We start from the raw sequence: 24,367 nt of genomic DNA on the forward strand, positions 1-24,367 counted from the left end.
CAACACTAATGAGCCACAATAGCAATAACCACGGAATTATTTCTATTGTACCCCTATTGTTAAAGTACACTATCTATCTTTATCTTCCCGCCGTTTTGGCCGTAAAAAAATGCTCCGTTTGTTCACCTCATTTCTATACACTCCAAAAAAGCTCAAAAATTTTTCCGCTCTTAGCAGGAATTACCCATCCCCTTGTCGAATGCTCTTACTAACACATATTTTACCGATGAATGGGGGTCATCATTATGGCGATCGATCCGATCACGCTTGGCGCACTGATCCGTAAGCGCCGCAAGGAAATGGGTCTGACGTTGAACGACTTGGCGAGTGACACCATCTCCGTCCCGACGATTAGCAACATTGAACGCGGCATCACGGGCAATCTCGCCAGCGATAAAGTCGCCTACATCCGCGAGAAACTCGGGTTAACGGATGAACTCGTGCAGCAGATGCTGACGAGCACGAAAGAAGTGGACGCACGCTTCGCGCAAAAAATTGCCAACGTGCGATATTTGGCGGAACTGAATTTGCTAAGTGAAGCACGGCAAGAAGTAAGCGCCTTAGAAGGTGACGACAAGTTAGACGAATACCCTCGTTACGCCATAACAGTGCAACTCTTAAAGGGAATCGTCTTGCAAAAACAAGGCAAGTGGGAGCGAGCCAAAAAAACGCTTCAGCAAGTGCTGCGACGGCTGCGTGAAGAGGCGTTAGAGGAACCGAACAACCTTGCTGCCGAAGCGTACTTTAACTTGTCTATCATTGCCGCATTTGACGATCAAGATTACGAAAAAGCGATTGACTACGCAAACATGGCGCTTGACGTGTTCCAGAAAGTAGGTGATGAACAACAGCTGGAAGGGCGTGTACTGTACAATATAGGAAGCTTTCACTTCCATCTGGAGCAAAACGGCCAAGCGTATAAATATGCGATCGAAGCACGTAGCAAGTGCGACCAAAGTCAAGATATGAAGACATTCATATTGACGTATAACTTGGAGGCACAAACCCTTAAACGTCAATGCCTTTACGAACAGGCCATCCAAACGTTCCAGCAGACAATATACCTTTCGCGGTTGCACTACACCGACCCGTGGCTCGGGAGCATCCTGTACCTTAACTTGGGTGATACGCACTACCGCGCTAAAGCGTACGAACAAGCGCTGCAATGTTACGACACGTCCTACAGGCTTTGTAAAGAAACGAAAGACGAGCATCAGCGTGCCACCATCTATTACTCATACGGCGAAGTCTACCTTGCGATGGGAGAATTGGAGCGAGCAAAAGAATTCGTAAACAAATCTTTAGAGTTAGCGCGAGAGTTCGATTTTACTTCGGAATACTTACACCTTCTGTTGCTGCAAGCAAAGATCGCTTCTGAGCAAAAATCTTCCGATGTAACCGCCCTTTGTGAAAAGGGGATTAGCCTAGCGGAAAAAAGTAAGTTGTTCAACACGATGAAGGACTTTCACTTCGTTTTGGCGAATTACTATGACCGGATCGGTAACCGGGAAGCATTTCATCAGGAAACGCAACATATTTATACCATAGAGTCTTTAATTCGCGGGAGGTAAAGCTGTGAAAAAAATTGTGGCTTCAGTCGTCGTAATTGCCCTTTTGCTCTTACCAATGACTGCGTTCGCCGGTGACAGAATGCCGGTCATAAGATCGCACAGCACTGTCGGAGGGAAATAAACAACTAACATTTAATGGTCCGTTAAGCGGGGCGCGTGAACGCACCTCGCCTAACGGATTTTTTTATTGGTGTCCTATCTCACACACCTGTTAATAGGTATGTGCGTGTTCGTCACCGCTTCATTCCCTTACGCAATCACAATATCCATCAACTCTTCATAGCTACTAACCACACCGTAGTGCAGCTCGTCGGTATTCAACCGTTGGAAATGCTTCCGTGCACAGGCGACCTTCGCTTCCTCCACCCCGCGCAGTTCGAGGGATTCCATTGTACCCTTCGTTTCCGCAATAAAGTATATATGTTTCACCACACCTTCCTTGAACACGATCGCCCAGTCAGGGTTGTAGTTGCCGACCGGTGTCGGGATAAAAAAACCACGTGGCAACTTCGCATATACACTAACTTCGGTACTCGTATCCAGCGCTTTGGCAAAGGATTGCTCCGTATGAGAATCGGTCACAACGTAGTCGAAAATATGTTTGTCTACCGATACCGCATTTTCCCCCAGTTCCCCTTGCAACGTATTTTGTGTAAACACGTCGGTGGTAAACGTATCGCCTAGCACATCGTATGTAATCGATTCGATGATCGTCGCTGCCTTCTGTTCGTTGATGAGCTTTGCTACACGTAGGATAAACTCTTCCGGGTTGATGCGGAACTGACGAAAGGTCGCTTCTTTAATCCCCGTCAAAATGTGGACTATCGTTTTGCGCGTCAGCTTCGTCTCATCCATCAGTTTACCGATGAGATCGTACGTCACTCGTGTGTTCACAACGCTGTCGACCATGCCTGTTTTCGTCCGAAGGATCTTAAAGCCTTCACCCTGCTTCAACTGTTCCTTCGAATCGATTTTTTCCAACGCGCCGTGTGCAATCTTAACACGTAACTGCGGTACGCGTAATTCCTTATCTAAAGTCTCAATGCACTTCTTGATGAGCTCCTCGGAATCAAACCTCACGGTGTATACCGTCTGTTTGTTAATTTTTCGCCACAGCTCTTGAAACTCCCGCTTGTAAAAGTTGTCGTTCGGCTGCAAATCTCGAATGTTTTTGCCCCGTTCATTTTCTGTCAGGCTAACCTTATCCGCGACGTAAACTGTCTCAACTAGCTTAACAATCGACTGCTGGAAAGACGCGAGTTCTTCCGATAACTTAAGATTTCCTGCCGCTGCATCGGCAAAATAATCGTCAGTTAAATGACCCTCTTCATTAACATAACCATGACGAATAAACGCATAATTAAACTTGCTCGCCCAGTCCTCGTCGATACGCAATTGATCGCCATTCGGAGCTTCTAATACTTTGCCCAAAAAGAAGTTTTGGTCCACTTTTTGCGGTCGCTCCGAAAGTGTTTCAGCAATTTCACTCTGCAGATCTTGGGCAAACTGCTCATACGATTCGCTCGCCACGACGGTTAGCCGATTAATTTCGTGCACATCGATTCCAGGCACTGTGGCATCGACACGCTCACCTTCTTGGTTAACGCAAAGCCTGAGGCCACGCCCGACTTCTTGCCGTTTTTTAATCGTCGAGTCGCTTTGCTTCAGCGTACAAATTTGGAACACGTTCGGGTTGTCCCATCCTTCTTTTAGTGCCGAGTGAGAAAAAATGAAGCGTGTCGGTTCTCTAAAGCTAAGCAACCGTTCTTTATCTTTCATAATGAGATCGTATGCGTCGACATCGTCGGACTCCGTCTTTCGGCCACGCACTTTTGGATCGACGAGTCGCTTGCTCTTCTTGTCGACAGAAAAATATCCTTTATGTGTTTCATGCACTTGAATTCCTTTTAAGTAGCGCTTGTACTTCTCATCCTTGCAAATAGCGAGTTGTTCCTCTAATAGGGTCATATATTCTTCAACAAACATGTCGGCATATAGACCGTTTTGTTCTTGGCCATCGGCATCGTATTGTCGGTAGTTCGCCACTTCATCGATAAAGAAAAGGGACAACACCTTAATTCCTTGCGCGAACAGTTCCCGCTCCTTCCGAAAGTGCGATTTGATCGTCTCGCGGATTTGAATGCGCCGAAAATGTTGTTCGTTCACGTCCCCTTGTACATCTCCAGCATCTAACGTCACGCCGTTCGCGAAGTGAAGGCGGTTATTGCGACCGTCAATTTCCGACACTTTGAACCCTTTGTATTGCTCAAGTCGGCCAGATAACTGATACAAGTCGTCGTTCACGTGAATTTTTCTCACTTTCTTGGCCAGCCCCGACTTTTGACGCACCTCGAATTCGAGGCGAGCAATCGGTGCATGTTTGTTGCTCACATCAATTCCCTCTAAGTACAAATAACTTTCTGTGCCCGTAGTTCCTTTTATATCGATACCTTTGACGTTAATTTTTTTTACGAGCTTCTTATTATAGGCATCGAGAGCATCGAGACGATACACTTTGTTGAAATCCTCGCGGTGTGTCGCCGAATAGCGCAACGTGAACAATGGGTTGAACAACTGGAGTGCTTCTTTCGTCTTTTTGCCTTCTACCGACTGCGGTTCGTCGATAATGACAATCGGGTTCGTACTCGCAATGACGTCGATCGGGCGGCGCGATTGAAAGTCGTCCAACTCCATATAAATGCGCCGCGCATCCTTCCCCCGTGCCGAAAATGCCTGAGAATTAATGATCATAACGTTAATACTTGCGTCACTGGCGAACGTGTCTAGTTGGTGTAGCTGCTTCGAATTGTAGACAAACACGCGTGCCTTCATCCCGTATTCCGCCATGAAGTGGTCTTCCGTCATTTGAAACGACTTGTACACCCCTTCGCGAATGGCAACCGACGGCACGACGACAATATATTTGCTCCAACCATACGCCTTGTACAGATCGTACATTGTACGGATGTATGTGTACGTCTTTCCTGTACCGGTTTCCATCTCAACCGTTAAGTTATACTTGCCTTCCAGTTTCTTGGAAACTGGCAACCCGGTCCGCCCCTGCACAGCTTGAATATTTGCCAACAGTTCACTGTCGCCCAATTTTATTCTGCTATTATTGTATCCTTCATCCGAATAAAATTTGCCTGTTTCATAATCTTCAGCATTGATTTGCCTATGGATAACCCTCTTCCCTCTATCAATCGTAAACCGGGACGACTCATTCGGTTGCCCCTGGAAACAGTCGACGATGCTCTTGACGGCGTCCATTTGAAATTGCTGGTGTTTAAATTTGATCTTCAACGTCAGTCACCATCCTTACAACACTTGAATTTCCGTACTTGGGGACAACCGTTTGAACAGTTCCTCCACATTAATGCGGGCCGCGTCATCTCCGAATGACCGATCGCGGAATACGACGCGTAGTGGCTGATCTGCCGCGATCTGTTCCATCACTTCTTCCGACACATCGTCATCGAAACACGCCACGAGTGAATTGCCGGCCACGTAGTGAACTGTTTTCCCGGCGATCTGCTTCGTTTCCATCGGGAGCGACAGTTCTAGTCCGCATTCCAGCATCACTTGTGCGAGTAAGTCTTCCCCAGTCCGGTCTTCTTTAATGTTCGAGATGAGCTCGTACATCTCCATTTGGCTGACGTCGCCAGGTGCATAGTAGACATCCTTCATGTTCGACGAATCGACGCGGAACACGCGGAAGCCATAGTCAATCTCTGCCCCAGTTTCCTCCTTGATCTTCTTTGCAGCACGACGAATGCGTTCTTTGCCGATTTCGCAGATGTTGTGGTAACCGGCTTTGTATGCTTCTGATTTTTCATCCGTTTCCTCGGGGAGCTGCACCATGATAAACTTCCTACCGCTATTATCCTTTGCATTCAATCTGAATACTGCTTCTGCTGTCGTAGCTGAGCCTGAGAAAAAGTCAATAACAATGTCGGATGATCCAGTTACCTGCTCTATTAACTGTTCTATAAGTGATATGGGCTTGGAATAATTAAAAATCGACACTTCAAAAAGGTCTTTTATTGCCCTAGTTCCTTCCGAGTTCATTCCAACATCCGTTAATAATGTTGAAATTGGATCAACGTTCCGTTTCAATTCACTCATAAATCTTTTTAACATCGGACGCCTATTTTCATCATCAGGAAAGTAAATTCTTCCCTCAGCAATCATTTTCTCCATAGACTCCGGTATATACGCCCATACTCGGTTAGGATTCGCTTTATACACCTTGTTAGTCTTGGGATCCACAAGATCATAAAACTGATTTGGTCTTTGGTCCTTGGTCATACCCACAGTTAAGTTATCTAGCATCCACGGGCCCCTAGGATCATTGTCCGGATTTTTGTATGATGTATATTTCTTCGGAATCCCGTTAAATACAATACCACTATTTTTCCCATAAGCTAGTACATACTCGTGGTCAGTAGATACTAATGTTGCAGCAAGCGCAGAAGACGTTCTTCTTTTCCAAATAAAGCAACCGATAAAACTTTCTCTGCCAAATATCTCATTGCATAACTTCTGTAAGTTATCTAGTTCATTATCATCAATACTAATAAAAATAACCCCGTCTTCGCAGAGCAAATTCCTCGAAATCTTCAACCGTGAGTACATCATCGATAACCAATCACTATGAAAACGACCGTTAGAGTCTGTATTATGAAACAGACGGTTGCCATCTCTGTCAACCTGTTCCGTTTTTTCCAGAAAGTACACGGAGGATTCCTTAAAATCATCCTTATAAACAAAATCCTGACCAGTATTATACGGTGGATCAATATAAATACACTTCACCTTGTTCAAATACGACTCCTGCAACAACTTCAACACATCGAGGTTGTCGCCTTCGATGTACAAGTTTTCCGTGCTGTCCCAGTTGACGCTATCTTCCTTTACTGGACGCAATGTTTTATTAATTGGCGTATTGGCGTTTAGGATGGCCTCCTTCTTACCGGGCCACGTCAGCTGATACCGCTCCTTTTCCCCTTCGACGAGTACGTCGGACAGTTCTTGCTTCAATAGTTCAAAGTCGATCGCATGCGTTAATTTCCCTTGTTCATCTTTTGTTTCTGTGATGACGTTCGGAAATAGAGCTGCGATTCTTTCGATGTTTTTTTGTGTTAAGTCGGCGGATTTCATTGCTAGTTTACTAGTCATATATAGAGCCTCCAATCATTGTCCCAATAGTTGATCCAATTCTTTTTTCATCCGTTGTCGCTTTATATTTAACGCCACTTTGTGGTCGAACTGTTTTTCGCGGCGTATCTTTCACGTCAAGCGTGCACATTCTTTATTCAGTTTGTCGATGCGCTGTTGGCGGTCAAGGGCAACTTGCACTGAATATGACGACTTTCCGATTGCCAGGGTTGAGCGGTTTTGCGATCTTGTCGTCGATGACGCGTGCTAACGTGTTTAATTTTTTGTCGTGGGCTGGCGTCACTTTTTCCATCTCTTGCAATAACCCGTGCAAAATGTCGCGATCGTACGCTAAGTCGCTTTCCCAGCTTAACACGTCCATATCGGACAAGTTAATTTTAATCGTATCGCCGATGCTAAATTCGTCGTCCAGCCAATCGTCATCGTCAAGATTGACGCGGGCAATGTCGGTAAAGCCAATATCGCTCGCTTGCTTACTCCGTTCATACCCTGCGATCCGTTCAAGCGTTTGTTCGATTTTGGCCAGTATTTTTTCCAGTGTGATGCGGAAAGAGGCAACCGAACTTTCCAGCCGCTTCAACAAGTTAATGCGCATTAACGTCTGCAAGTTACCTTCGCGATCGAGCTGTTTAAAAGTACTGCTGCCTTGCAACACTGTGTCGTATCGCTGCTCGTAAAAGGACATGCGACTCGGCAAAATGTACTTAAACGGTGCATAAATCCCTAGATTGATGCGCGACAGTCCTGTATAAATGTCGTCGTATCCGATGACGTCTTCTCGCTCGGTTAAATTACAGTACTCCGACCGCGGCGCCAACCTTTTCGGGAACTCGCCAATCTCCTCGGCTTTGTAATATTTTTGGATATGTTTGCGCGAACGGGCGATCGTCAGGCTATCCAGCAACTCAAAAAAATCAAAGTCAAGCATGCCGAGCAGTTTTTCCGTCGTCCGCTGGGCAATGTCCAACTTCGCCCATTGGTTAAACGCCGCTTGCGCCCGTTTAAAAATATCGTTAATTCCCCGCTCAGTCCCGAGCTTCTCATCGAGGTCGACGGTCGTAAAGCCGCTGATTGGCATGTACGTGATGGCACTGTTGACGGGCTGATCATGTCTTAATTTGTCGTCGCCCCTGACTTCGTCGTACCTGTGATCGATGTTACTCTGATCCGCGTAACTGTGATTGGCTTGTTTTATATTGGCGTTCTTTTGGTCGAACTCTGTTTTGTCGCGCGATTGATCACCCGTCTTTAGGTTGATCATGCCAGGCATAGCTCCGGCCGTCCGGTTGGACTTAAACGTCACCTTCCGTTTGATCCCAATCACTGCATTCTTTCGCAATTGCCTTGAGCGTCAGTTCGTTTTTTAAGCGGATTTCAAACTCCGTGCCCGACAAGCTCTTTTCCCGATCCCGCTTCGGTATGTAAAACTCGCGCAACTCCTTCTTGAAACTGTCAGCGACAAACGTCGGCGAGGTAAAGATGAAGCGGATTTCTTCTATTTGTTCGAGTTCGTTCTTTAACGCTTCGTACGCATAAATAGAAAAACAAGACGCCGCAATCGATACTTTCGTCTTTTTCTGTAGCGTTTGTTTTAGATCGTCGCCGAACAGCTGCTCGACGTTGTTGAACACTTCCATGACAACACCTCATAGTTGAAGCTCGTGCATGTACGACTCCTCATCGATATTATACTAGGTAAGTAAGACTACTATCACATGAGCAGCCCTTAGCCGAAGAAGCTAGCCGTGTGTGTTACGGAGCCGAGCATCGTACGAGTGGTGAAAGGCTCGTATTCACGCGAAAATCTTAAATATTATCGTACCTTGACGGTTTAGACCCCGTCAAGGTAGTGGAAGGGAGGAGGTTATCATTACTCACATTCACATACGTCGCATCCACATTCAGGACAGCTGTTTTTTGCTACAAACACTTGGGCACGTTTCACGTTCGTGATCGGTATTCTACCGGTTACGCCTTGTAATTCACCCGTCCCCCAATCCGATTCCTTCATGCGTTCAAGATCGAATATTCTCTCCCAGCTCTCTTCTTGCGTCATCTGACTCTTACCGTCCCTAAACAACCGCTCCTCTTCATCTGACAAATATAAAAACCCGTCGTTTAGCGGGCAATGCCATGCCATAAAGTCAGAGACTAAGACACGCTCATCGTCTACCTCAACTTCCAGACAAACTAATACTTCCCCTTCGTTCCCATGACCTCCGGCATTTAAATCGGGTTCTTCGAGCCATAGCCAAACCGGGAAGGTGCCATCGTGGCCGATCCGCCGATTCATTTGCTTGATCATCCACCGGTATGGACGAAGGAAATAGTCCCATACGTACTGCTCTGAACCGATTAGGTAGCCCCTCTGCTGGGCCTCTTCCCAAGCTTCTTTTTTTTGTATTGTCCAGTATGTGCTCATGTGGTCTCCTTTCATAAAGGTCGGTTGGTTGATGGGATTTAAAACGACGTTTTTGAACCGAAATAACCTTCAAGTGCTAGTGACTAAGTGTCAGGAAGATACACATATTCCTATTGTAATATAAAGAACCTGTCAAATACGGTCAGGGAATGTATGTTCCTAACCGAGGGACTATATGTTCAAAAGGCGTATACCCGCCACGCATTGCGAATTGATACTACATTAAAAAATGATATAATAGGAAAGTAGATCCATTATTTTTTTCTATTATCCGCGACGGTTGACGACCGAGAGGATGCCCGGCGAATGATTCACTTTTAGCTTGCAAATAACCGTGCATCACTTTCAACAGTAATGATCGGAAACTTCCTTCCATATATGGTCTCCACTCCTTATCGATCGGTCACTGTACTATCGTTATATTTCGACCGTTTTAACATAGATAATTAAAAAACAACAGGTATTTCGTTTGTTTTTTTCGCTATACATTTATTTACTATGAGATTGTGACGATGTGGATCATTGGCTTTGTTGCAGTTTTTCGCCAATCAGTACCCCCGTTCGTATTATTCTTTATATGTATACTTTACCATCTTGACACGCCTTTGGCCTACTTATTGGTGAGGTGTGGGCACTAAGGATGTGTCTGTATATTGATACGAATCTTCCACCTCATGACCCTCCTTGGAAATAATAACGCTAGCTGTTCTACTCACGCTTTATAGTCAAAGATCTTGGACATTCGTTCGTCTTTCGCAAACAAATCCTCGATGCTTTTCCTCATTTTACGTATGAGGCGTCGCCCTTGTCGCTTCTCAACATCCCTCCACAGCTGACTTAGCTTATAAATGGCAGCAGCGTCAGCCCCCCACTTCCCGAACCCGGGGGTTTTGTAGTCGTATCCACGATCTCATAGAACTCTTTCAAGTCGTTTTCGAGTGCCTGCAAATCTTCGATCACTTCTTTTTTGTGTGCGTCATCGATTACTATTAAGCCCCTATAGTAACTTGGACATCACTAAACACTTTAAGTTATACTAGTGATGAAAGGGGCAGAATCAAATGAAACGCCGTCAGTTCACCAAGGAATTTAAAATCCAAGTCGCAAAGGAAGCCATGGAGGTTGGTAACCAAGCGCTAGTTGCTCGCCGCTATGATCTCGGTTCTAACTTGCTTAACCGATGGGTTCGCGAATATAAGGACGGGCACTACGGGGACGTCCCGATCGAATCCGCCCAACCACGCGAATTCAGTGATCTTGCTCAGGAAAATGATCAGCTAAAACGGTTGTTGGGCGAAAAGGATTTAGAAATTGCCATTTTGCGTGATCTTGTAAAAAAGCAGCACCCTCACTTGCTGAAAAGATTGAAGTAGCGGACAAGTGGATTTCTAAGGGATACCCGATCCAAACCGTTTTACGGATTGTCCACGTACCGCGTTCCACCTATTACTATCAGAAACACTATCGGGTGAAGGAGAAGAAAGTAAGTGGGGGGAGACCGGCACCAGGTTACTCCTTCACAAACAGCGGGCAAAAAGTGTCCGACGAACAAATTAAAGAATGGCTTATGGAGCTCGTCTCGGGTGATGGCTACGCGTATGGGTACCGAAAATTAACGGTGGCGCTCCGTTCGACGTACGATTTAGTCATTAATAAGAAAAAAGTGTACCGTCTCTGCAAACGGTTAGGCATCTTACTGCCGCAGCGACGGAAGCGAATCCGCCACCCTAGGCGCCTTGCACGTAACCGCCTCGTTGAGCGATCGAATGAGCTGTGGGAAACAGACATCAAGTATGGGTACATTGCCGGAGAAAACCGCTTTTTCTTCCTGCTTTCCTACATTGACGTTTATGACCGTTCGATTATTGACTATCATGTTGGATTAGCTTGCGAAGGTCAAGACGCTGTTCAGGTGCTACAACGAGCGCTTTCGACACGCGGGCTTCAGGAGGCACAAGAAAAGCCGATCATCCGGACGGACAATGGTCCACAGTTCGTATCTAAAGTATTCGAAGAAGCTTGTGAACACTACGGTTGTGAGCACGAACGTATTCCGCCGAACACACCGAATAAAAATGCCCATATTGAGGCGTTTCATCGGATCGTTGAGGACGAATGCTTCAACAAGTATTCCTTTGAGACGTACGAGGAAGCATATCGTACCGTCATAGGCTTTATGGACTTTTATAACAACCGCCGCATACACGGTAGTATTGGGGACATGAGCCCCGCGCAGTTTTTCCATGCGCATCAAACATCTTCGTTGCGCACGAAAGCCGTTCGACTCTGATCCTTCCCTTTCGTCTTCCAAGCCAACAGCCGCTGTAAGACGTGACGTCAAGGGCGAGCGAAAGCGAGGGCGTAGCCTTTACCCTTGACGGAAGGTCTGAAGCGACTACACTTCTATTGACGAAAGGAAGCGAGAACCAGAGATAACGTGAGCTTGTAGTTATGTATGTCCAGTTTTAAGGGGTTTATCCGATTAGACCTTCTTTGACGAGCACATTACATATACCATCTAAGTTTTTCGTTAAGTATTCCACAAATTGAAGAACATCATCGGATTTATGATCAACGTCTGCAATCAATTTAGGAAGCATCGCTACAGTTCCGGGCGTATGTATGCCTAATTGTGTCAAGTTCTTTATTTGTACGCCTTTTACTCCTCTCTTGTTACTCTTCTATAAAAGTGACCAACTCCATTAGCATCTTAGCTTTTTTTTCTTCTTCTTTCACGTTTAGATGGCACGGCTTATTCTTATCGAAACAAGTAACACTATAAAAAAATCTAATTCCTTTGTTACTATTGTTCGATTTAATATAACTAGAGAAATTATATGCTGTATCTTTTTCGTCTTCTAATCGAAATTCATTTTTTGCAAGGTATATTTCCTTGTCCTCCAATTTAATTTTATCGAATTCCCCATTATAATTGGAGGTACTACTTAAGCCTTTTAACTGGATATTTATTGAACTTGCCGATCCATCTTGTATATAATTTATATGCACGTAAAAATCCACGTTATTCTCACTAGTTCCAAAGTCGATTTCCTCGTAAAACTTATCTGGTGCCGAATATCCCTTCTCGGACAACTTAGCCCCCTCCGGAAACAACATTGTATAACCGCCCACCCCCGAGCGAAATAAATAATACCCTTCCTTCACGGGCTCCGTTGAATCCATAAACTTTCTTGTGAATTCGTCTTGAAACGCTGTCACTTGCGGCAATTTCTCGGGAGGTAACGATTGTGGGTCTTTACTCATTTGACAACTTCCTGTCATCAAAAAGAGACATAAAAGGAAAATGGACACACCTCGCTTCAAAAAGACAACTCCTTCCGAATTTGCAATTGCACGATACTATGTTATGTACCATAATTACCGCTTTATTTTTAAAGTCAAGTGTGAATAGTTGACTAAAGGGGGCTCTTCGCTCTTTCTCATGGGTAAACCATGGGAGCCTTTTCGCGCTTAAAAGGTTCTCATAGACGAAAGCAGCCGTCAAGAAAAGCGCTTGACTCCTGCTTTCGTCTATGAGATGGGGCAGCTAAGCGGAAAGGCTAGTTATGCTTGCCTCGACGCGCAAGCCCGAATGTACAACTTGTTTGCAGTCATGTACACCATATGAATGAGATTTTGGGGATTACGGTAACCACGTGCCCTTCGCTTTGCCGCCTGTATAAGGCTATTGAGACCTTCTAAAAGACCGTTAGTCATACGTGTTGTAAACCAGCGCAAAATACCCTCCTTATGTTTCTTTATCGTCTTTGAGACACGTATAAATGGGGGTAATTGCGAGCGTGTTGCCCAGCCTAACCATTCATCTAAGAAAATGTCGGCAAAGAGTTGGTTAACCTGCCATAAATCCTGTAAAGCCAGTTTCATTCGATACGCCCGCCCCGTTTTAAGGTTACCATCTTTTAATCGCTCGAGTGTTTTCTTTTGATCGTTGGTTAACATATCTTCGTTCTTAAGCCAAATATATTTGGTTTTATGTAACTCCGGCGTCTGTTTTTGCTCTTCCTTTCGGACGTCGTCGACTGCCTCGTTAACCATTTTCATCACATGAAACTTGTCGAATGTGATCTGGGCGTGCGGAAAGGCGTCCTGAATCCCCCTAATAAAAGCGGGGGACATGTCACAGCACATTTCAGCGATTTGATCTGCATCTACCCCGTTGCTGGATAAGTGCTCTCGAAAGCGATGGATCGTCTCCGAGCCCTTTCCTTCGACAGCAAATAGAACCAGTTTACGATCCGCATCCACAAACAAGGTGATGTACTGGTGACCTTTACGAGAGGACGTTTCGTCTATCGCGACACGCTTTACATTAGACAGGTCAAGTTCCTCCATGGCTCTTTCCACGTAATGGCGAAAAATGCGCCATAACCGCGTGTCATGTTCACGTAGTTCACGAGAGGCAGCCTTCACTGGCATTTCCGACATTAGGCGCATCGCGTAGGATTCGAAATGCCAGGTAAAATGGGATGAGGGTCGAGACCAGCTGACGTGTACAGTGATGACCTTATGACATTGACGACAGGTTACACGAGGGACACGGGCATGGACATACGTTTTCCACTCCCAAAAATCTAAGTGCCGCCATGATTTTGAAGAAACATCGTATGCTTTGGAGGGGGTTCCACACGTTGGACATGGAAATTCGGCACCACGAGGGAAATCGAGATACAGGTTCCATTGTTCCTGTTCTTCGTCGTACGCCATGACTGTTAATTCCCAAGGTTTTTCGATTAAGAGCGCCGACTGCAATAGCTTAATTAACGTGGTATTCTCTGATGTGATCCACATAGTAACCATACCGCCTTTTCTATCTTTTTTAGCAGTATGGACAACTTTGGAATCAGCAATACCCATCAGCTTTAGCGAGGAGGCTTTTATAAATACAGAAGGACCTTATAATTCTTTAATGCCGTTAATTTATATAGCTTGCCATTCATCACTTCCAAAGCTATGTCATGATTATATCATAACAAACTTATCAGAACGGATGTTCGCACAAAATCTAATTATATTTTATTGATTACCTATTACGTTATTTTATTCTTGTGTCCTTTAGGCACTGCGGATTGTGAAGGGAATCTACGCGGCAGCCACAAGGTTGCGTATTTTATCCTCCTGGTGTTTTTTTTACCCGGCCAATCGCCATCGCCATCATGACACAAAGCACTAAGCCTCACCACGCTAAATGGCGTGCGGAGGCTTTGGACAAAACGTGGTACAGCGCAAAAAGCTTAAGTAACGACACGATCTTGACACCCCCTTACTCCCCCTATATAATAAAGCATGCAAAATAGCCGAACATTGACCGTTTATAATGGCGTTATTAACGGAAGAGGTTCTTAGCTTAACCCTCTATAAAAAACTAAGGACAGGTTGCATTAGCGCGGAAAGATAAACCATGTGCCTTAGGCCATGGTTTTTTTGCTTTTTACCAGCAATTAGGAGGTATTGGAATGGCCGGAAGAAAAGAGGACGAACTAACGAGTCTATCTTCTTTAGGTAACCAAGCGACAACGTATGCGTTTGATTATGCACCCGAAGTATTGGAGGCGTTCGACAACAACTATCCCGACAGAGACTATTTTGTTAAGTTCAACTGTCCGGAGTTTACGACGTTATGTCCAAAAACGGGGCAGCCAGACTTTGCAACGATATATATTAGTTACATCCCCGATCAAAAAATGGTCGAGAGCAAATCGCTCAAGCTTTATTTGTTCAGTTATCGGAACTACGGCGGTTTTCACGAGGACAGCGTCAATATGATTATGAATGATCTCATCGAACTGATGGACCCACGCTACATTGAAGTGTGGGGGAAATTTACGCCGCGCGGTGGCATTTCGATTGATCCGTACTGTAATTACGGGAAGCCAGGAACGAAATATGAAAAAATGGCGGAACAGCGCTTGATGCAGCACGATCTGTACCCTGAGAAAATAGATAATCGTTGAGGTAGCTTATGTTTATTTATTTAAATGCTTTGTTCGTGGGGCTGTTATTAATCTCGAATATTCTTGGTGTGAAATTATTTCAAGTTGGCCCGTTTATTTTGCCAGCCGCGGTCATTGTGTACGTCGGGACTTTCTTGATTACCGATGTCATCGGTGAAGTGTACGGAAAAGAAGCGGCCAGAAAGACAGTCCAGGCCGGCTTCATCACCCAAATCTTTGCCTTGGTGTTCATTTTTATTGCCATCACGCTTCCTGCAGCCCCCCTGTTTGAGCGGCAAACCGAATTCGAAAACATCTTGGGAGGCAGCTTCCGAGTCATACTGGCAAGCTTAATTTCCTATTTTGCTAGCCAAAACGTGGATGTGACCATTTTTCACCGTCTGAAGGCAAAACACGGCACGAAGAAGCTTTGGTTACGTAACAACGTGTCGACAATGACCAGCCAATTCATCGACACGACGCTCTTCATTACGATTGCTTTTTTGGGAACCGTCCCGGTGAATGTTTTGTTCGGTATGATCGTGACGCAGTACGCCTTTAAGTTTTGTATCGCACTTCTTGACACGCCTTTGGCCTACTTATTGGTGAGGTGGGCGCGAAGGATGGACGTGGCTACTTTATTTCCAAGTAAGTAAATAAGCCTTCTTTTTCTACCCCAGTATTTGGATCCCTAACGCCAATTTCCACATCATAATTTGATTTTGGGAGAATTTCCGCGAGGTTCTCCTTAATTGCTGGTGAATGCGTTCACAATACTTCAGTTTACGCCCTTTGTTTAGTGCAAAATAGGATTACATAGTTTTGCAGAAAAACGTATAAAATCTGCAGAACAAAAAAGGCTTGTCAGCCTTCAAATTGCAGGAATACCGACATTCCCGCAATCAATGTATCAAACAATTTAGGGACGAAGAAAATCGTTAGGTCTCCGCCATTGCGAAATGGTGACACCTAAACAGCCGCTACTTGAACGTCTTACGAAAAGACTCCCACATACTGTTGGCCTCAAATACATCCCTTCTTAATTGGAGCATTTGATTCCCAACAGCTTCGCTATAGTCGCCACCCAAAAAGAAACGTACTTCCTCTCCCATATTCCATAACATAATCTCAATGAGATACATTTGGAGGACGGTCTTTTGATTTGTTTCATCTTCTGCTTTTGCATCGCTACTCAGCGTTTGAATCTCTTCTCTTTCTTTTCCCAGTATTTCCCCTATAGGTCTATGTACTTTCATATATTGCTGAAAGTCTGGATCCAAAAAAGGGTAATTTGTTGCCATGTCAATATTCCCCCTTGTAGGCAGACATCGCCTGTGCAAGTGTCATCTCTCGCACCTCAAAGTCATTAGACGTTTCCATTATTACATCAGTTACTTCCATCATTCTCTGGTATACGCCGTCAAGTGCATCTAATAACCTCGACAATTTTTCTTGATCGTAACAACGGTATTTGCCCCTCTTAAAGCGCTCTGTCCTCAACGATTCAACCGCACCAATTCTCGGATCGCTATTCTTTATATCTTCCGACTCCATTGGCAATTGCTCAATATCTGTTTCTGCTCGATCGATGACTGACTTAATGCTCTTGTGAAGATCTTCTTCCATTTGTCCTAGTAAATCCATCGCTCGACGGAAATATGGAGCAATCTCATGTTTAAGGACATTGGCAAAATGTTGATAACGTTCCTTGTCAAACTTTATTGGTTTTGTTCCATCGCTACCAGCAGCAAAATCAATTGGGGTAATGCTATAAACATCCCATAACCGGCCGTCAACACCGCGAAATCCCCCAGTAGAATGTTGTTCAATTGGCCCAGCATGCTTTCGATTCCGTATTCCATGTAGATGGTCCTCTAACCACTTCTCTTTCATAAAAGGATTTGCTTTTATGGATCCTTTTGAGTCCACATGGTAGGTGTTAAACGGCAGTCTTCCAGTAGTCCTAAACATTAAAGCGTACTGGAAAGCCCGTTCATTACGCGCAATTTCTTTATCAAAAATGAACATATTAATATTATCGTATGTTTTTCCATCCATCTTCTTAGAGTACTTCCTGTCGATTGCCGTCGGATTAAACGCATACACTTCGACATCCGGATGTACAATTCCTATCTGTATAGCGAGCTTTCCCGACATTGAATGCCCAGTTACAGTGATTTCTGCTTTAGGATACTTTCGTTTGACTTCCTCGACGTAATCAAGTGCCTGTTGGCTGTAGTCGACTGTTCGAATGCCCTGACGACCAATAGTTTGCTGCGCATCTTCAACATCACTAAAATCTGTTCCCGGAAAGGTGATAACGATCTGATCTGGATTGTCTGGACTACCCTTAGTAATCGCATTCATGTGAAAGCCTGTTTCTTTTTCAATGGCACCACCGCGATAGTTCTCTATTGTGACTTTTTCCTTGGAGTACTGGGGGACTCCCTCGACAAACTGAATTGTCTTATCGTTTAGCCATTTATGATATTCCTCCTCCATTGCTCGATAAAGATCTTCTTCATAAAATTCGTTTCCAACCCGGTTAACCCTTTTTTCTGCAAAATAACTAATATCCATGGCAATGAGCTGGTAGTCAGCTTGTGTAAAGCGTTTAGTCACTTTTTATCCACCTCACTCTATCTCCAAGTAAGTAAACAGACCTTCTTTTGCCACACCATTATTTGGATCACGAACTCCTAGTTGCACATGATAATTTGATTTTGGGAGCATTGTTATTAGTTGCTTCTTAATTTCACTAGCCTGTTGATCATCAATCCCTTCCTTCCTACCTACAATATCCATTTCTGTATCCAATCGACTGATTTTATCTTTGTTGTCCTTAATATATTTCCTTAGCTTATCAAATGACTCATCGCTATCTCGAAGAGCATCTTTCAGATCACTGCTAATCTCAGTATCTAATCCAACACTAGTCTGGAAATACTTGACCTTTGTGTTTTCCGGCCGGAGCGGGTCGATTATTCCCAGACCTTCTAAATAATCAATCACCGGTTTAAATTCATCGTACCTTTCCTCCAAATACAACTCATTAAAGATTTTAACAGCTATGTATTCCTGATGCTCTTTAATAGCTAGCGTTTCCGGATCACCGTTTAGTGCCATGGATAAATACGGATGACCATAGTATTTGATATAAATGCTAAAAAACTTCTCTCCCCTAGGCAACGTAAAAGGGTCACCTATTTCTACAATGTCTAGCTTATCCGGGTCAAGCTTATATCGCTTGACATAATGTCGCACACGTTCTTCAATCTTCTCCCGATTAAGTTCCACAAAGTTCTTCTCCCTATACGCATTGACCATTGTTATTGTCCCCCCAATGACGATGATGGCAATGATGACGATCATTACTTGTTTCGACTTCGACAAGTGTGCGACCTCCCCTCCACGTGGACGAATGCGCTAACATTTTGTGTGAGTGTACGCCTTTTGAGACGTTAGGTACGTCAATAGCTCTTTTGCCTCGACTAGTCGTTATCCGTTCCTATCCTCTTGGCCAATATTATAAATTATTCACCATATCAATGCAACATATCTGTCATACATTTTTGAAAAATAACCCCTCCATTTCGGAGGGGTACAATCATTGTTTTTTCAGCACTCCGCCCATCACGCCGATTTGGCTGATTGCTTTTGCTACAGACATGCTGTCCGTAGTAGGGTCGCCATAAAAGCTATTCAAGGCTTCTATAAAGTAGAGGGCGCCGGCTTGAACGGAGTAACCATCTCTTTTCCAAGCCGATATAATCTTGTCGACCACATATTCTTTCTGATCGTCCGTCATGTACGCCCAATCCTTGCCGTAGGTACTGCCTGGGCTCTTTGTCCATAGTTCTTCTTCCTCATCATAAGTGCTTTCGCTCTCATAGGAATCATTAAAGAAGATAGCGTATATTGCAGCGCCGATCAAAACGACGATAGAAATAGCTAAAAAGCCACCAACAACGTAAACGTCTTTTGACCTGTTTTTTTTATCCATTTTAGTTCCTCCGTTCATTTAATCCCCTCCGAATAGAGAGGATTTATTATCATCTAAAACTTCAATATGCTATCGTACAGAAAAAACATGACGATTGAATCTGTGCGTTCGGTGCCGGGTGGTCAGTCTTGGTTAGACGTCCCATTCGGGGCGTTTTGTTGGTCGGCGGCACTACGACAGGCTTTGAAGTGCCCTATCGCGAAACGTCTGGGTCATGCGGCGTAGCATGAGTATGAAAGAAAACCGTCGCACTTACTCTTGCGTGTTCACCCCACCGTCGCCTGTACCCTTGCCGGCTCGATTCTCATCTCGTCCAACTGCCGCCACAGCGAGGCCATCGCGGCGTCCGGATCGCGGTAAAACGCCGATCCGCGCACGCGCCAAAAAGTCCATCCGGCCCGTTCCAACACATACTGGCGCTCATTGTCTTCCGCCCACCGTTCGATGCCGTGCCAGCGGTCGCCGTCGCACTCCACCGCCAGCCGGTTGTGCAGTCCTTCCACGACCATGTCGATGCGGTACTTACCGACTTTGAGCTGGGGCGTCACGTGGTAGCCGCGGGCGATGATGCGGCGCGCCACTTCTTTTTCAAAGGGCGATTCCAGCATGACGGCGACGTCTTCGTACGCTTCCAGTGAGCGGGTCGGATGCTGACAGTAGTTGAGCAGCCGGTAGCGCATGTCTTTTGGGTTCAAATCGTCCAGCGTCACTGAGTGATACAGGCTCATTTGGTTACGTGCGCGGCTAGCGGCGACGTTGAACCGTTGGCGTGACTTGACGTCAGTCATAGCGCGAAACCTCCGGTTGTCGGCGACGACGAGGGACATGAATATGATGTCGCGCTCGTCCCCTTGGAAGGCGTAGGCGTCGCCACAAATGATGTGGCGCTTCACCATTTCCGCTTCGCCGATCGCCTCGCGCACTTTTTCCTCGATTACTTTCGCCTGGTCGTTGCCTTGCAAGGAAATAATGCCCATCGACTGACCGTCGTAACGGCTATCGGCAATCATCGCCTCTATGTCGGCAGCGATCGCTTCCGCTTCGACGACGTTGATCGTCTTTCCTTGCTCACAGTAGCCGGGCACGCGCTTAGCGACAACGGGGTTATCGACCCGTTCGGCGGCGTTCGGCAAGCGCAACGGGATCATGCTGCCGTCGTAGCACAAGTCGTTGGAGAACTGGATAATCTCCGGCACGGAGCGGAAGTGCTCTTTCAACATGAGACGCGCGTTTTTCGGAAAAATTTGATCGGATAGCTCGAACAGCGACGTTTTCATGTCCAAAATGTCGCGGCGCGGGATATTTTGCAGGAAGCGCCGGTTCAATTCGTTCACTTCCTCCTGATTGACACCGACAGCGTACGGGCTAATTTGTTCGTCGTCGCCGACGATGACCGCTTTTTCCGCCCGCATCAGCACGAGTAAGGAAAAAATGTCGCACTGACTGCTTTCGTCGACGATGACGACGTCGAACTTTTTGCCGTCGACAGCAAAGTTTTCGATGACGCGGTTGATCGGCATAATCCACACGGGGATCGCCGTTTGTGCCCCGGCCATTTCGCGGCGCGCCTGCTTGCGGTACTTGTCGGCATAGCGGCCGATCCCTTTCCCGATCCGTTTGATTTTTTGCTTCCACGCTTGCAGCGACCGTTTTTCGCCTTCGGATATTTGTTCGATTTGCTGTTTCCACGTTAAGTCAGCCACAATCTGCTCGACGAGTTCTTGCTCTCGTTTACGCAATTCGACAATGCGCTGTTGAATCTTTTCCGGCCGGTAGCGGTCGAGCTGCGCCATCCACGTCGCCAGCTGTTTGTATTGCCACGCCTCAGTGTAGTCGACGGGAAATGCCCACGCTTCGCCGAGGGACTGCCGCACATCTTCCTCTAACAGTGGCGCGGTTTCACTTAACTTTTCCAGTAGGTCAAAAAAGCGCTGCACATCTCGCTGCGTTGCCGTCTGTTCCGCCAACGTCTCGTGTAGCTTGTTCCACGTGGCGACGCTGCGTTCTTTATAGGCGTGCGAAAACTTTTGCCACAGTGGGTGTGCATGGTCTTGTTGGCTTGCGAGCTGTAAGCGGTCGAACGTCTCTTGGCTCGCTTCGCGCAAGGCGGTGAAGCGCAAGTCGTCACCTAACGCCGTTACGGCACGCTGCAGCTGTTCCAGATCGCCTAGTCGATGCCACTTGAAGCTGCCTGGTAAGTTAAGGTTGCTGCCGCTCGCCAATGTTCGTAACTCCTCGATCGACGCAGCTAAAGCGAGTGTCGTGTCGATGTCTTGAAGCATTTGCTGTATGCGCACGAGAAGGCGCGGTTCGTCGGCACGGAATGTTGGCCCCTCTACGTCGGCCACGAACTTGTGCCAGACAGTAAGTAGCGTCTCCGTCTCTTCCCGCATCAACACATCGTTTAGCGCCGCGTTCACTTCCTCAGCGTTTTGGAACGGCTGGCCATTGACGATCGGCGCATCCTTCAAGTACTTGATTTTTCGCCCTTTAAACAGCCAAAACATCGCCCCCGGCTTGTCTGCGCGGTACTGTTCTCGCAACTGGGTTAAGTGCGTTTTCAGTTCATACCGCGGTCGATCCGGCAAGTCAATGCTGTACTGGACTGTCTCCCGCTCATAAGCGTGAATGCGGGTTAGGCGCTCTTCGATGTCTGCCTTGAACAGGCGCCACTTCTCCGCATAATCTCCGCCGGCGAGCATGTCTTCGACGACATACTGTAAAAAAAGAGCTCTCCCACACAGTCCGCTGGAGGGTAATGTGCGCCAACCGTTCCGTCGCCTCGCGGCAAAACGGTTCCTCGCGCGGCAACTTATACGATTGGATGAGATCCTACGTTTGTTTCACCCGTTCGCTTAGTGTCTCAAAATCGTTCACCCATTCGTTAAACTGCTCTACCGTCAACAAGTCGTCGGCTTGGGGCAACGTCGCTTCGCGCAAAAAAACGTCCGCTGGCTGTAACGCGTCGCGCAGCGCCCACAATTCCTTCATCTCCTGTGCGGCAAGTGGAAACGGGGCGTTCAATTCGACCTCATCGCGCAGCCAGGAATGGTCGACGCTCGCGTTCCGCAAAATGTGTGCCGCTTCGAGTGGTTTAAGCGTTTGGTTGTACCAGCGGCAGGAGTCGTTTTCTTTCTCCGCCCACTCTTTCAGCAACGTTTTTTGCTCTTGGATGTCGCGGCGTGCGTCGTGTAGCTCGTTACGGTCGCGTGCGATGTAAGTCGCAAGCCGCTCCGTATCGAGCGTACCCATTTTTTCCGAGATTTGATTAATCGCTCCTTCGATTTGCTTGATCGACTGTCCGTCGCCACCTAAATAGGACACGCAGAGGGCGCGAATGTTCTCTGGAATTTTGTCGGCGAGCACCGCTAGCGCCTTCTCCGTCTGACTTGTCACGAGGACGCGTTTGCCGTGTGCCAAAAAGTTGGCGATTAAGTTCGCGATCGTGTGGCTTTTGCCCGTCCCCGGCGGCCCTTGTACGGTGACGCCGATACTGCCCGACACGCGGCGCACGATGTCGCGCTGCTCCTCGTTGGCTGGAAGCGGAAAATAGACGTCCTCGGCGACGCTTTTCCACGCGTGTTGGTCCTCGGGGGACAAGGTGGTAACCCTTTCATCCTCGCTGAGAAGCACTTTGATCGTCTTCGAAGCGTCAATGTCCCCGCTTTTGATCAATTCCACGGTACGGTTTAAGTCTTCCCGCAACAATTGCAGTCCACGGCGACGCATGAACAGCACCGACTCGTTGTAAATGATCGGAACCGTCTGCACAGGGAGTTTTGCATCGATCGTTTCCTTGTATTGCCCGTCGGCGTGCATCGACTGCACAAACGCTTTATAAAAAGCGCTTGCACTCTCTTGGTCTAGCGGGTCTAATCCCCTGTCCTCCTCATATTGACGCTTCAACGCCTCCATGTGATCTAATTTTAGCTCGTGAATGCCTGTCAGCATGTCTGTTTCGACAAGCGTGCCCTTTTGCGTCGGGATCACGTAAAACACACCTTTTTCCGGGTCGAACCTTAAATCACACGGCGTGACGAGCACGGGGCGGTACACGTCTTCGGGGGCGTGGGACAGCGTGAGCAACCCGTGGCCAAAGGCGAGCTCGAGCAACTCCCCTTCGCGTTCAAACCGCTGGTACATATTAAACAGTTGCCCGTACAACCTCTGCACGCTTTGTTTATGCTTCGTCTCCTTGGCCCAGGCGCGCCACTCTTGCAGCCACTGTTTCGCCACCTGTACCCGCTTCGGGTCATCGCCAAAGTAGACGGTGACGACTTCCTTTTCACCGTTTGCCGCTCGAGTAACGCTTTGCACGAGCTTTTCTTTTTTAAATTGGGGCGAGGCGCTCGGATCGCGAAAGCTGTCGTCTTTGAGCCAGGTGCGGATGAGCGGGCTCGGTTGTGGCGGCGGATCGATTTTTTGCTTATGTACTTCGAGCCAAGCATCCCCGCGATCCCCCTCGCCAAACAAATAGCACCCCGTCCCAAACGGAAAATCTACCGTCGCCCAGTGCTTTTCATACGATTTATAGTCTCGGATCGGCGGGGATTTCATTTCATGTAGGGCGGACAAGTATGCAAACAGTTGTTCCGTCTTGCTTCTTAGGTCTTGCACGTCTTTCACCTCAATGTTCTTCTTACCAACGAACATTTTACCACACTCTTATGTCCACATCGGTCAGCAAACATATATTCGGATAAGTATGTAGTTGCGGTTTTGGTGAGAAAAATAGGCTAAATCTGCTTATATAATCATATACGCATTTGGGGCGTTATCATAGATGCCGTTAATGCTACTTCCCAATTACTAGATGTATCGAATTGTTACACACTACGGTGGGAAGTCGATTCCGTGTGCAACAACTTCAGGGGGGTTGCGGCGTGTTCTAGAGGAGATTGGCGTATATGGACAATTTCTCTTATTGGGTTTTAGTAGAAATGAAATAACCGAACCTTTGAGCATGCCTATCAAAGTTCAACTGGTAATAAATGGGTTAATAAAGGATCACTATATGTCTCCAAAGTTTATTTACCCCAGTGTTGAAATAGAAAAAACAAGCTAATTGTATCTAATGACAATACTACTTACGCACCCCTTTCTATGCAAATACCGATGTAATGTGACCCCATTGATAATCATATGGTGGTAAGCCTAACATTTATCCCGGCAAGAATACTCTCGAGGATCGAAGCGTCGCCCACCTCTCCCTCGCCATTAACCGCTTCCACTTCTAAACCAT

General features: G+C 46.5%; 18 protein-coding genes and 1 riboswitch. Of the genes, 5 read left to right on the forward strand and 13 right to left on the reverse strand.

The features are described 5' to 3' along the window. The first annotated feature begins 230 nt into the window (after nt 1–230). On the forward strand, nt 231–1,571 hold the full coding sequence (locus BN1247_RS12740) for a helix-turn-helix domain-containing protein (protein ID WP_082415934.1): 1,341 nt from the start codon (nt 231–233) through the stop codon (nt 1,569–1,571). 249 nt (nt 1,572–1,820) lie between these two features. Here the strand turns inward: BN1247_RS12740 and BN1247_RS12745 are convergent, their stop codons facing one another. The 5 genes from BN1247_RS12745 to BN1247_RS17250 all read right to left on the reverse strand — a co-directional run bounded on the left by BN1247_RS12745 (nt 1,821) and on the right by BN1247_RS17250 (nt 9,171). Beyond that, nucleotides 1,821–4,874 carry a type III restriction-modification system endonuclease gene (locus BN1247_RS12745; protein ID WP_054950734.1) on the reverse strand — a complete coding sequence of 1,018 codons (3,054 nt, stop codon included), beginning with the start codon at nt 4,872–4,874 and terminating at the stop codon, nt 1,821–1,823. A 15-nt stretch (nt 4,875–4,889) separates the two neighbouring features. Next, nucleotides 4,890–6,749 carry a site-specific DNA-methyltransferase gene (locus BN1247_RS12750; RefSeq protein ID WP_054950735.1) on the reverse strand — a complete coding sequence of 620 codons (1,860 nt, stop codon included), beginning with the start codon at nt 6,747–6,749 and terminating at the stop codon, nt 4,890–4,892. A 163-nt stretch (nt 6,750–6,912) separates the two neighbouring features. Next, nucleotides 6,913–8,052 (reverse strand): hypothetical protein, encoded by a 1,140-nt coding sequence (locus BN1247_RS12755; protein ID WP_231633280.1) that lies wholly within the window; start codon nt 8,050–8,052, stop codon nt 6,913–6,915. Then, nucleotides 8,042–8,386, reverse strand: a complete 345-nt coding sequence (locus tag BN1247_RS12760; protein WP_054950737.1) for a phospholipase D-like domain-containing protein — start codon at nt 8,384–8,386, stop codon at nt 8,042–8,044. The genes BN1247_RS12755 and BN1247_RS12760 overlap by 11 nt, the downstream gene beginning before the upstream one ends. 233 nt (nt 8,387–8,619) lie before the next feature. After that, entirely contained in the window at nt 8,620–9,171 is a 552-nt protein-coding gene (locus BN1247_RS17250; RefSeq protein ID WP_074011157.1) for a DUF3841 domain-containing protein, read from the reverse strand. Between the two features lie 1,061 nt (nt 9,172–10,232). Between BN1247_RS17250 and BN1247_RS12770 the strand changes: the two genes are divergently transcribed. Together BN1247_RS12770 and BN1247_RS12775 are read left to right on the forward strand one after the other, a co-directional pair. Further along, nucleotides 10,233–10,544 (forward strand): transposase, encoded by a 312-nt coding sequence (locus tag BN1247_RS12770; RefSeq protein ID WP_054948915.1) that lies wholly within the window; start codon nt 10,233–10,235, stop codon nt 10,542–10,544. A 29-nt stretch (nt 10,545–10,573) separates the two neighbouring features. After that, on the forward strand, nt 10,574–11,461 hold the full coding sequence (locus BN1247_RS12775) for an IS3 family transposase (RefSeq protein ID WP_231633368.1): 888 nt from the start codon (nt 10,574–10,576) through the stop codon (nt 11,459–11,461). Nucleotides 11,462–11,844: 383 nt separating this feature from the next. Here BN1247_RS12775 and BN1247_RS12780 read toward each other — a convergent pair whose 3' ends face one another. Beyond that, nucleotides 11,845–12,435 carry a hypothetical protein gene (locus BN1247_RS12780; RefSeq protein WP_054950738.1) on the reverse strand — a complete coding sequence of 197 codons (591 nt, stop codon included), beginning with the start codon at nt 12,433–12,435 and terminating at the stop codon, nt 11,845–11,847. A 300-nt stretch (nt 12,436–12,735) separates the two neighbouring features. Then, entirely contained in the window at nt 12,736–14,046 is a 1,311-nt protein-coding gene (locus BN1247_RS12790) for an ISL3 family transposase (protein WP_231633131.1), read from the reverse strand. 472 nt (nt 14,047–14,518) lie between these two features. Further along, nucleotides 14,519–14,564, forward strand: a riboswitch (PreQ1 riboswitch). A gap of 81 nt (nt 14,565–14,645) precedes the next feature. On the opposite strand from BN1247_RS12790, the gene queF reads away from it, so the two are divergent. Beyond that, the gene (queF, locus tag BN1247_RS12795; protein ID WP_054950740.1) at nt 14,646–15,143 is read left to right on the forward strand and encodes a preQ(1) synthase; all 498 of its coding nucleotides are present in this window, start codon (nt 14,646–14,648) and stop codon (nt 15,141–15,143) included. A gap of 8 nt (nt 15,144–15,151) precedes the next feature. After that, a complete protein-coding gene (locus tag BN1247_RS12800; protein WP_054950741.1) occupies nt 15,152–15,778 on the forward strand; it encodes a queuosine precursor transporter in 627 nt (208 codons plus the stop codon). Nucleotides 15,779–16,102: 324 nt separating this feature from the next. Here the strand turns inward: BN1247_RS12800 and BN1247_RS12805 are convergent, their stop codons facing one another. The 6 genes from BN1247_RS12805 to BN1247_RS17480 form a co-directional block, all read right to left on the reverse strand. After that, on the reverse strand, nt 16,103–16,423 hold the full coding sequence (locus BN1247_RS12805) for a hypothetical protein (protein WP_054950742.1): 321 nt from the start codon (nt 16,421–16,423) through the stop codon (nt 16,103–16,105). Nucleotide 16,424: 1 nt separating this feature from the next. Beyond that, nucleotides 16,425–17,744, reverse strand: a complete 1,320-nt coding sequence (locus BN1247_RS12810) for an Mbeg1-like protein (protein ID WP_054950743.1) — start codon at nt 17,742–17,744, stop codon at nt 16,425–16,427. Nucleotides 17,745–17,756: 12 nt separating this feature from the next. Then, nucleotides 17,757–18,515, reverse strand: a complete 759-nt coding sequence (locus BN1247_RS12815; RefSeq protein ID WP_054950744.1) for a hypothetical protein — start codon at nt 18,513–18,515, stop codon at nt 17,757–17,759. Between the two features lie 214 nt (nt 18,516–18,729). After that, nucleotides 18,730–19,125, reverse strand: a complete 396-nt coding sequence (locus BN1247_RS12820) for a hypothetical protein (protein ID WP_147675255.1) — start codon at nt 19,123–19,125, stop codon at nt 18,730–18,732. A 266-nt stretch (nt 19,126–19,391) separates the two neighbouring features. Further along, entirely contained in the window at nt 19,392–21,827 is a 2,436-nt protein-coding gene (locus tag BN1247_RS17475; RefSeq protein ID WP_054950746.1) for an AAA domain-containing protein, read from the reverse strand. Between the two features lie 130 nt (nt 21,828–21,957). Next, entirely contained in the window at nt 21,958–23,778 is a 1,821-nt protein-coding gene (locus BN1247_RS17480) for an AAA domain-containing protein (RefSeq protein ID WP_054950747.1), read from the reverse strand. Nucleotides 23,779–24,367: the final 589 nt, after the last annotated feature.

Source organism: Numidum massiliense (assembly GCF_001375555.1).
GTDB lineage: Bacteria > Bacillota > Bacilli > Thermoactinomycetales > Novibacillaceae > Numidum > Numidum massiliense.

Excerpts from the sequence above, each read along its gene's own strand:
- BN1247_RS12760 (WP_054950737.1), bottom strand. The coding sequence starts at position 8,386 with ATGGAAGTGTTCAACAACGTCGAGCAGCTGTTCGGCGACGATCTAAAA.
- BN1247_RS12740 (WP_082415934.1), top strand. The coding sequence starts at position 231 with ATGGGGGTCATCATTATGGCGATCGATCCGATCACGCTTGGCGCACTG.
- BN1247_RS17480 (WP_054950747.1), bottom strand. The coding sequence starts at position 23,778 with ATGTTCGTTGGTAAGAAGAACATTGAGGTGAAAGACGTGCAAGACCTA.
- BN1247_RS12820 (WP_147675255.1), bottom strand. The coding sequence starts at position 19,125 with ATGGATAAAAAAAACAGGTCAAAAGACGTTTACGTTGTTGGTGGCTTT.
- BN1247_RS12790 (WP_231633131.1), bottom strand. The coding sequence starts at position 14,046 with ATGGGTATTGCTGATTCCAAAGTTGTCCATACTGCTAAAAAAGATAGA.
- BN1247_RS17475 (WP_054950746.1), bottom strand. The coding sequence starts at position 21,827 with ATGCTCGCCGGCGGAGATTATGCGGAGAAGTGGCGCCTGTTCAAGGCA.
- BN1247_RS12780 (WP_054950738.1), bottom strand. The coding sequence starts at position 12,435 with ATGAGTAAAGACCCACAATCGTTACCTCCCGAGAAATTGCCGCAAGTG.
- BN1247_RS12800 (WP_054950741.1), top strand. The coding sequence starts at position 15,152 with ATGTTTATTTATTTAAATGCTTTGTTCGTGGGGCTGTTATTAATCTCG.
- BN1247_RS12805 (WP_054950742.1), bottom strand. The coding sequence starts at position 16,423 with ATGGCAACAAATTACCCTTTTTTGGATCCAGACTTTCAGCAATATATG.
- BN1247_RS12770 (WP_054948915.1), top strand. The coding sequence starts at position 10,233 with ATGAAACGCCGTCAGTTCACCAAGGAATTTAAAATCCAAGTCGCAAAG.
- queF (WP_054950740.1), top strand. The coding sequence starts at position 14,646 with ATGGCCGGAAGAAAAGAGGACGAACTAACGAGTCTATCTTCTTTAGGT.
- BN1247_RS12750 (WP_054950735.1), bottom strand. The coding sequence starts at position 6,749 with ATGACTAGTAAACTAGCAATGAAATCCGCCGACTTAACACAAAAAAAC.
- BN1247_RS17250 (WP_074011157.1), bottom strand. The coding sequence starts at position 9,171 with ATGAGCACATACTGGACAATACAAAAAAAAGAAGCTTGGGAAGAGGCC.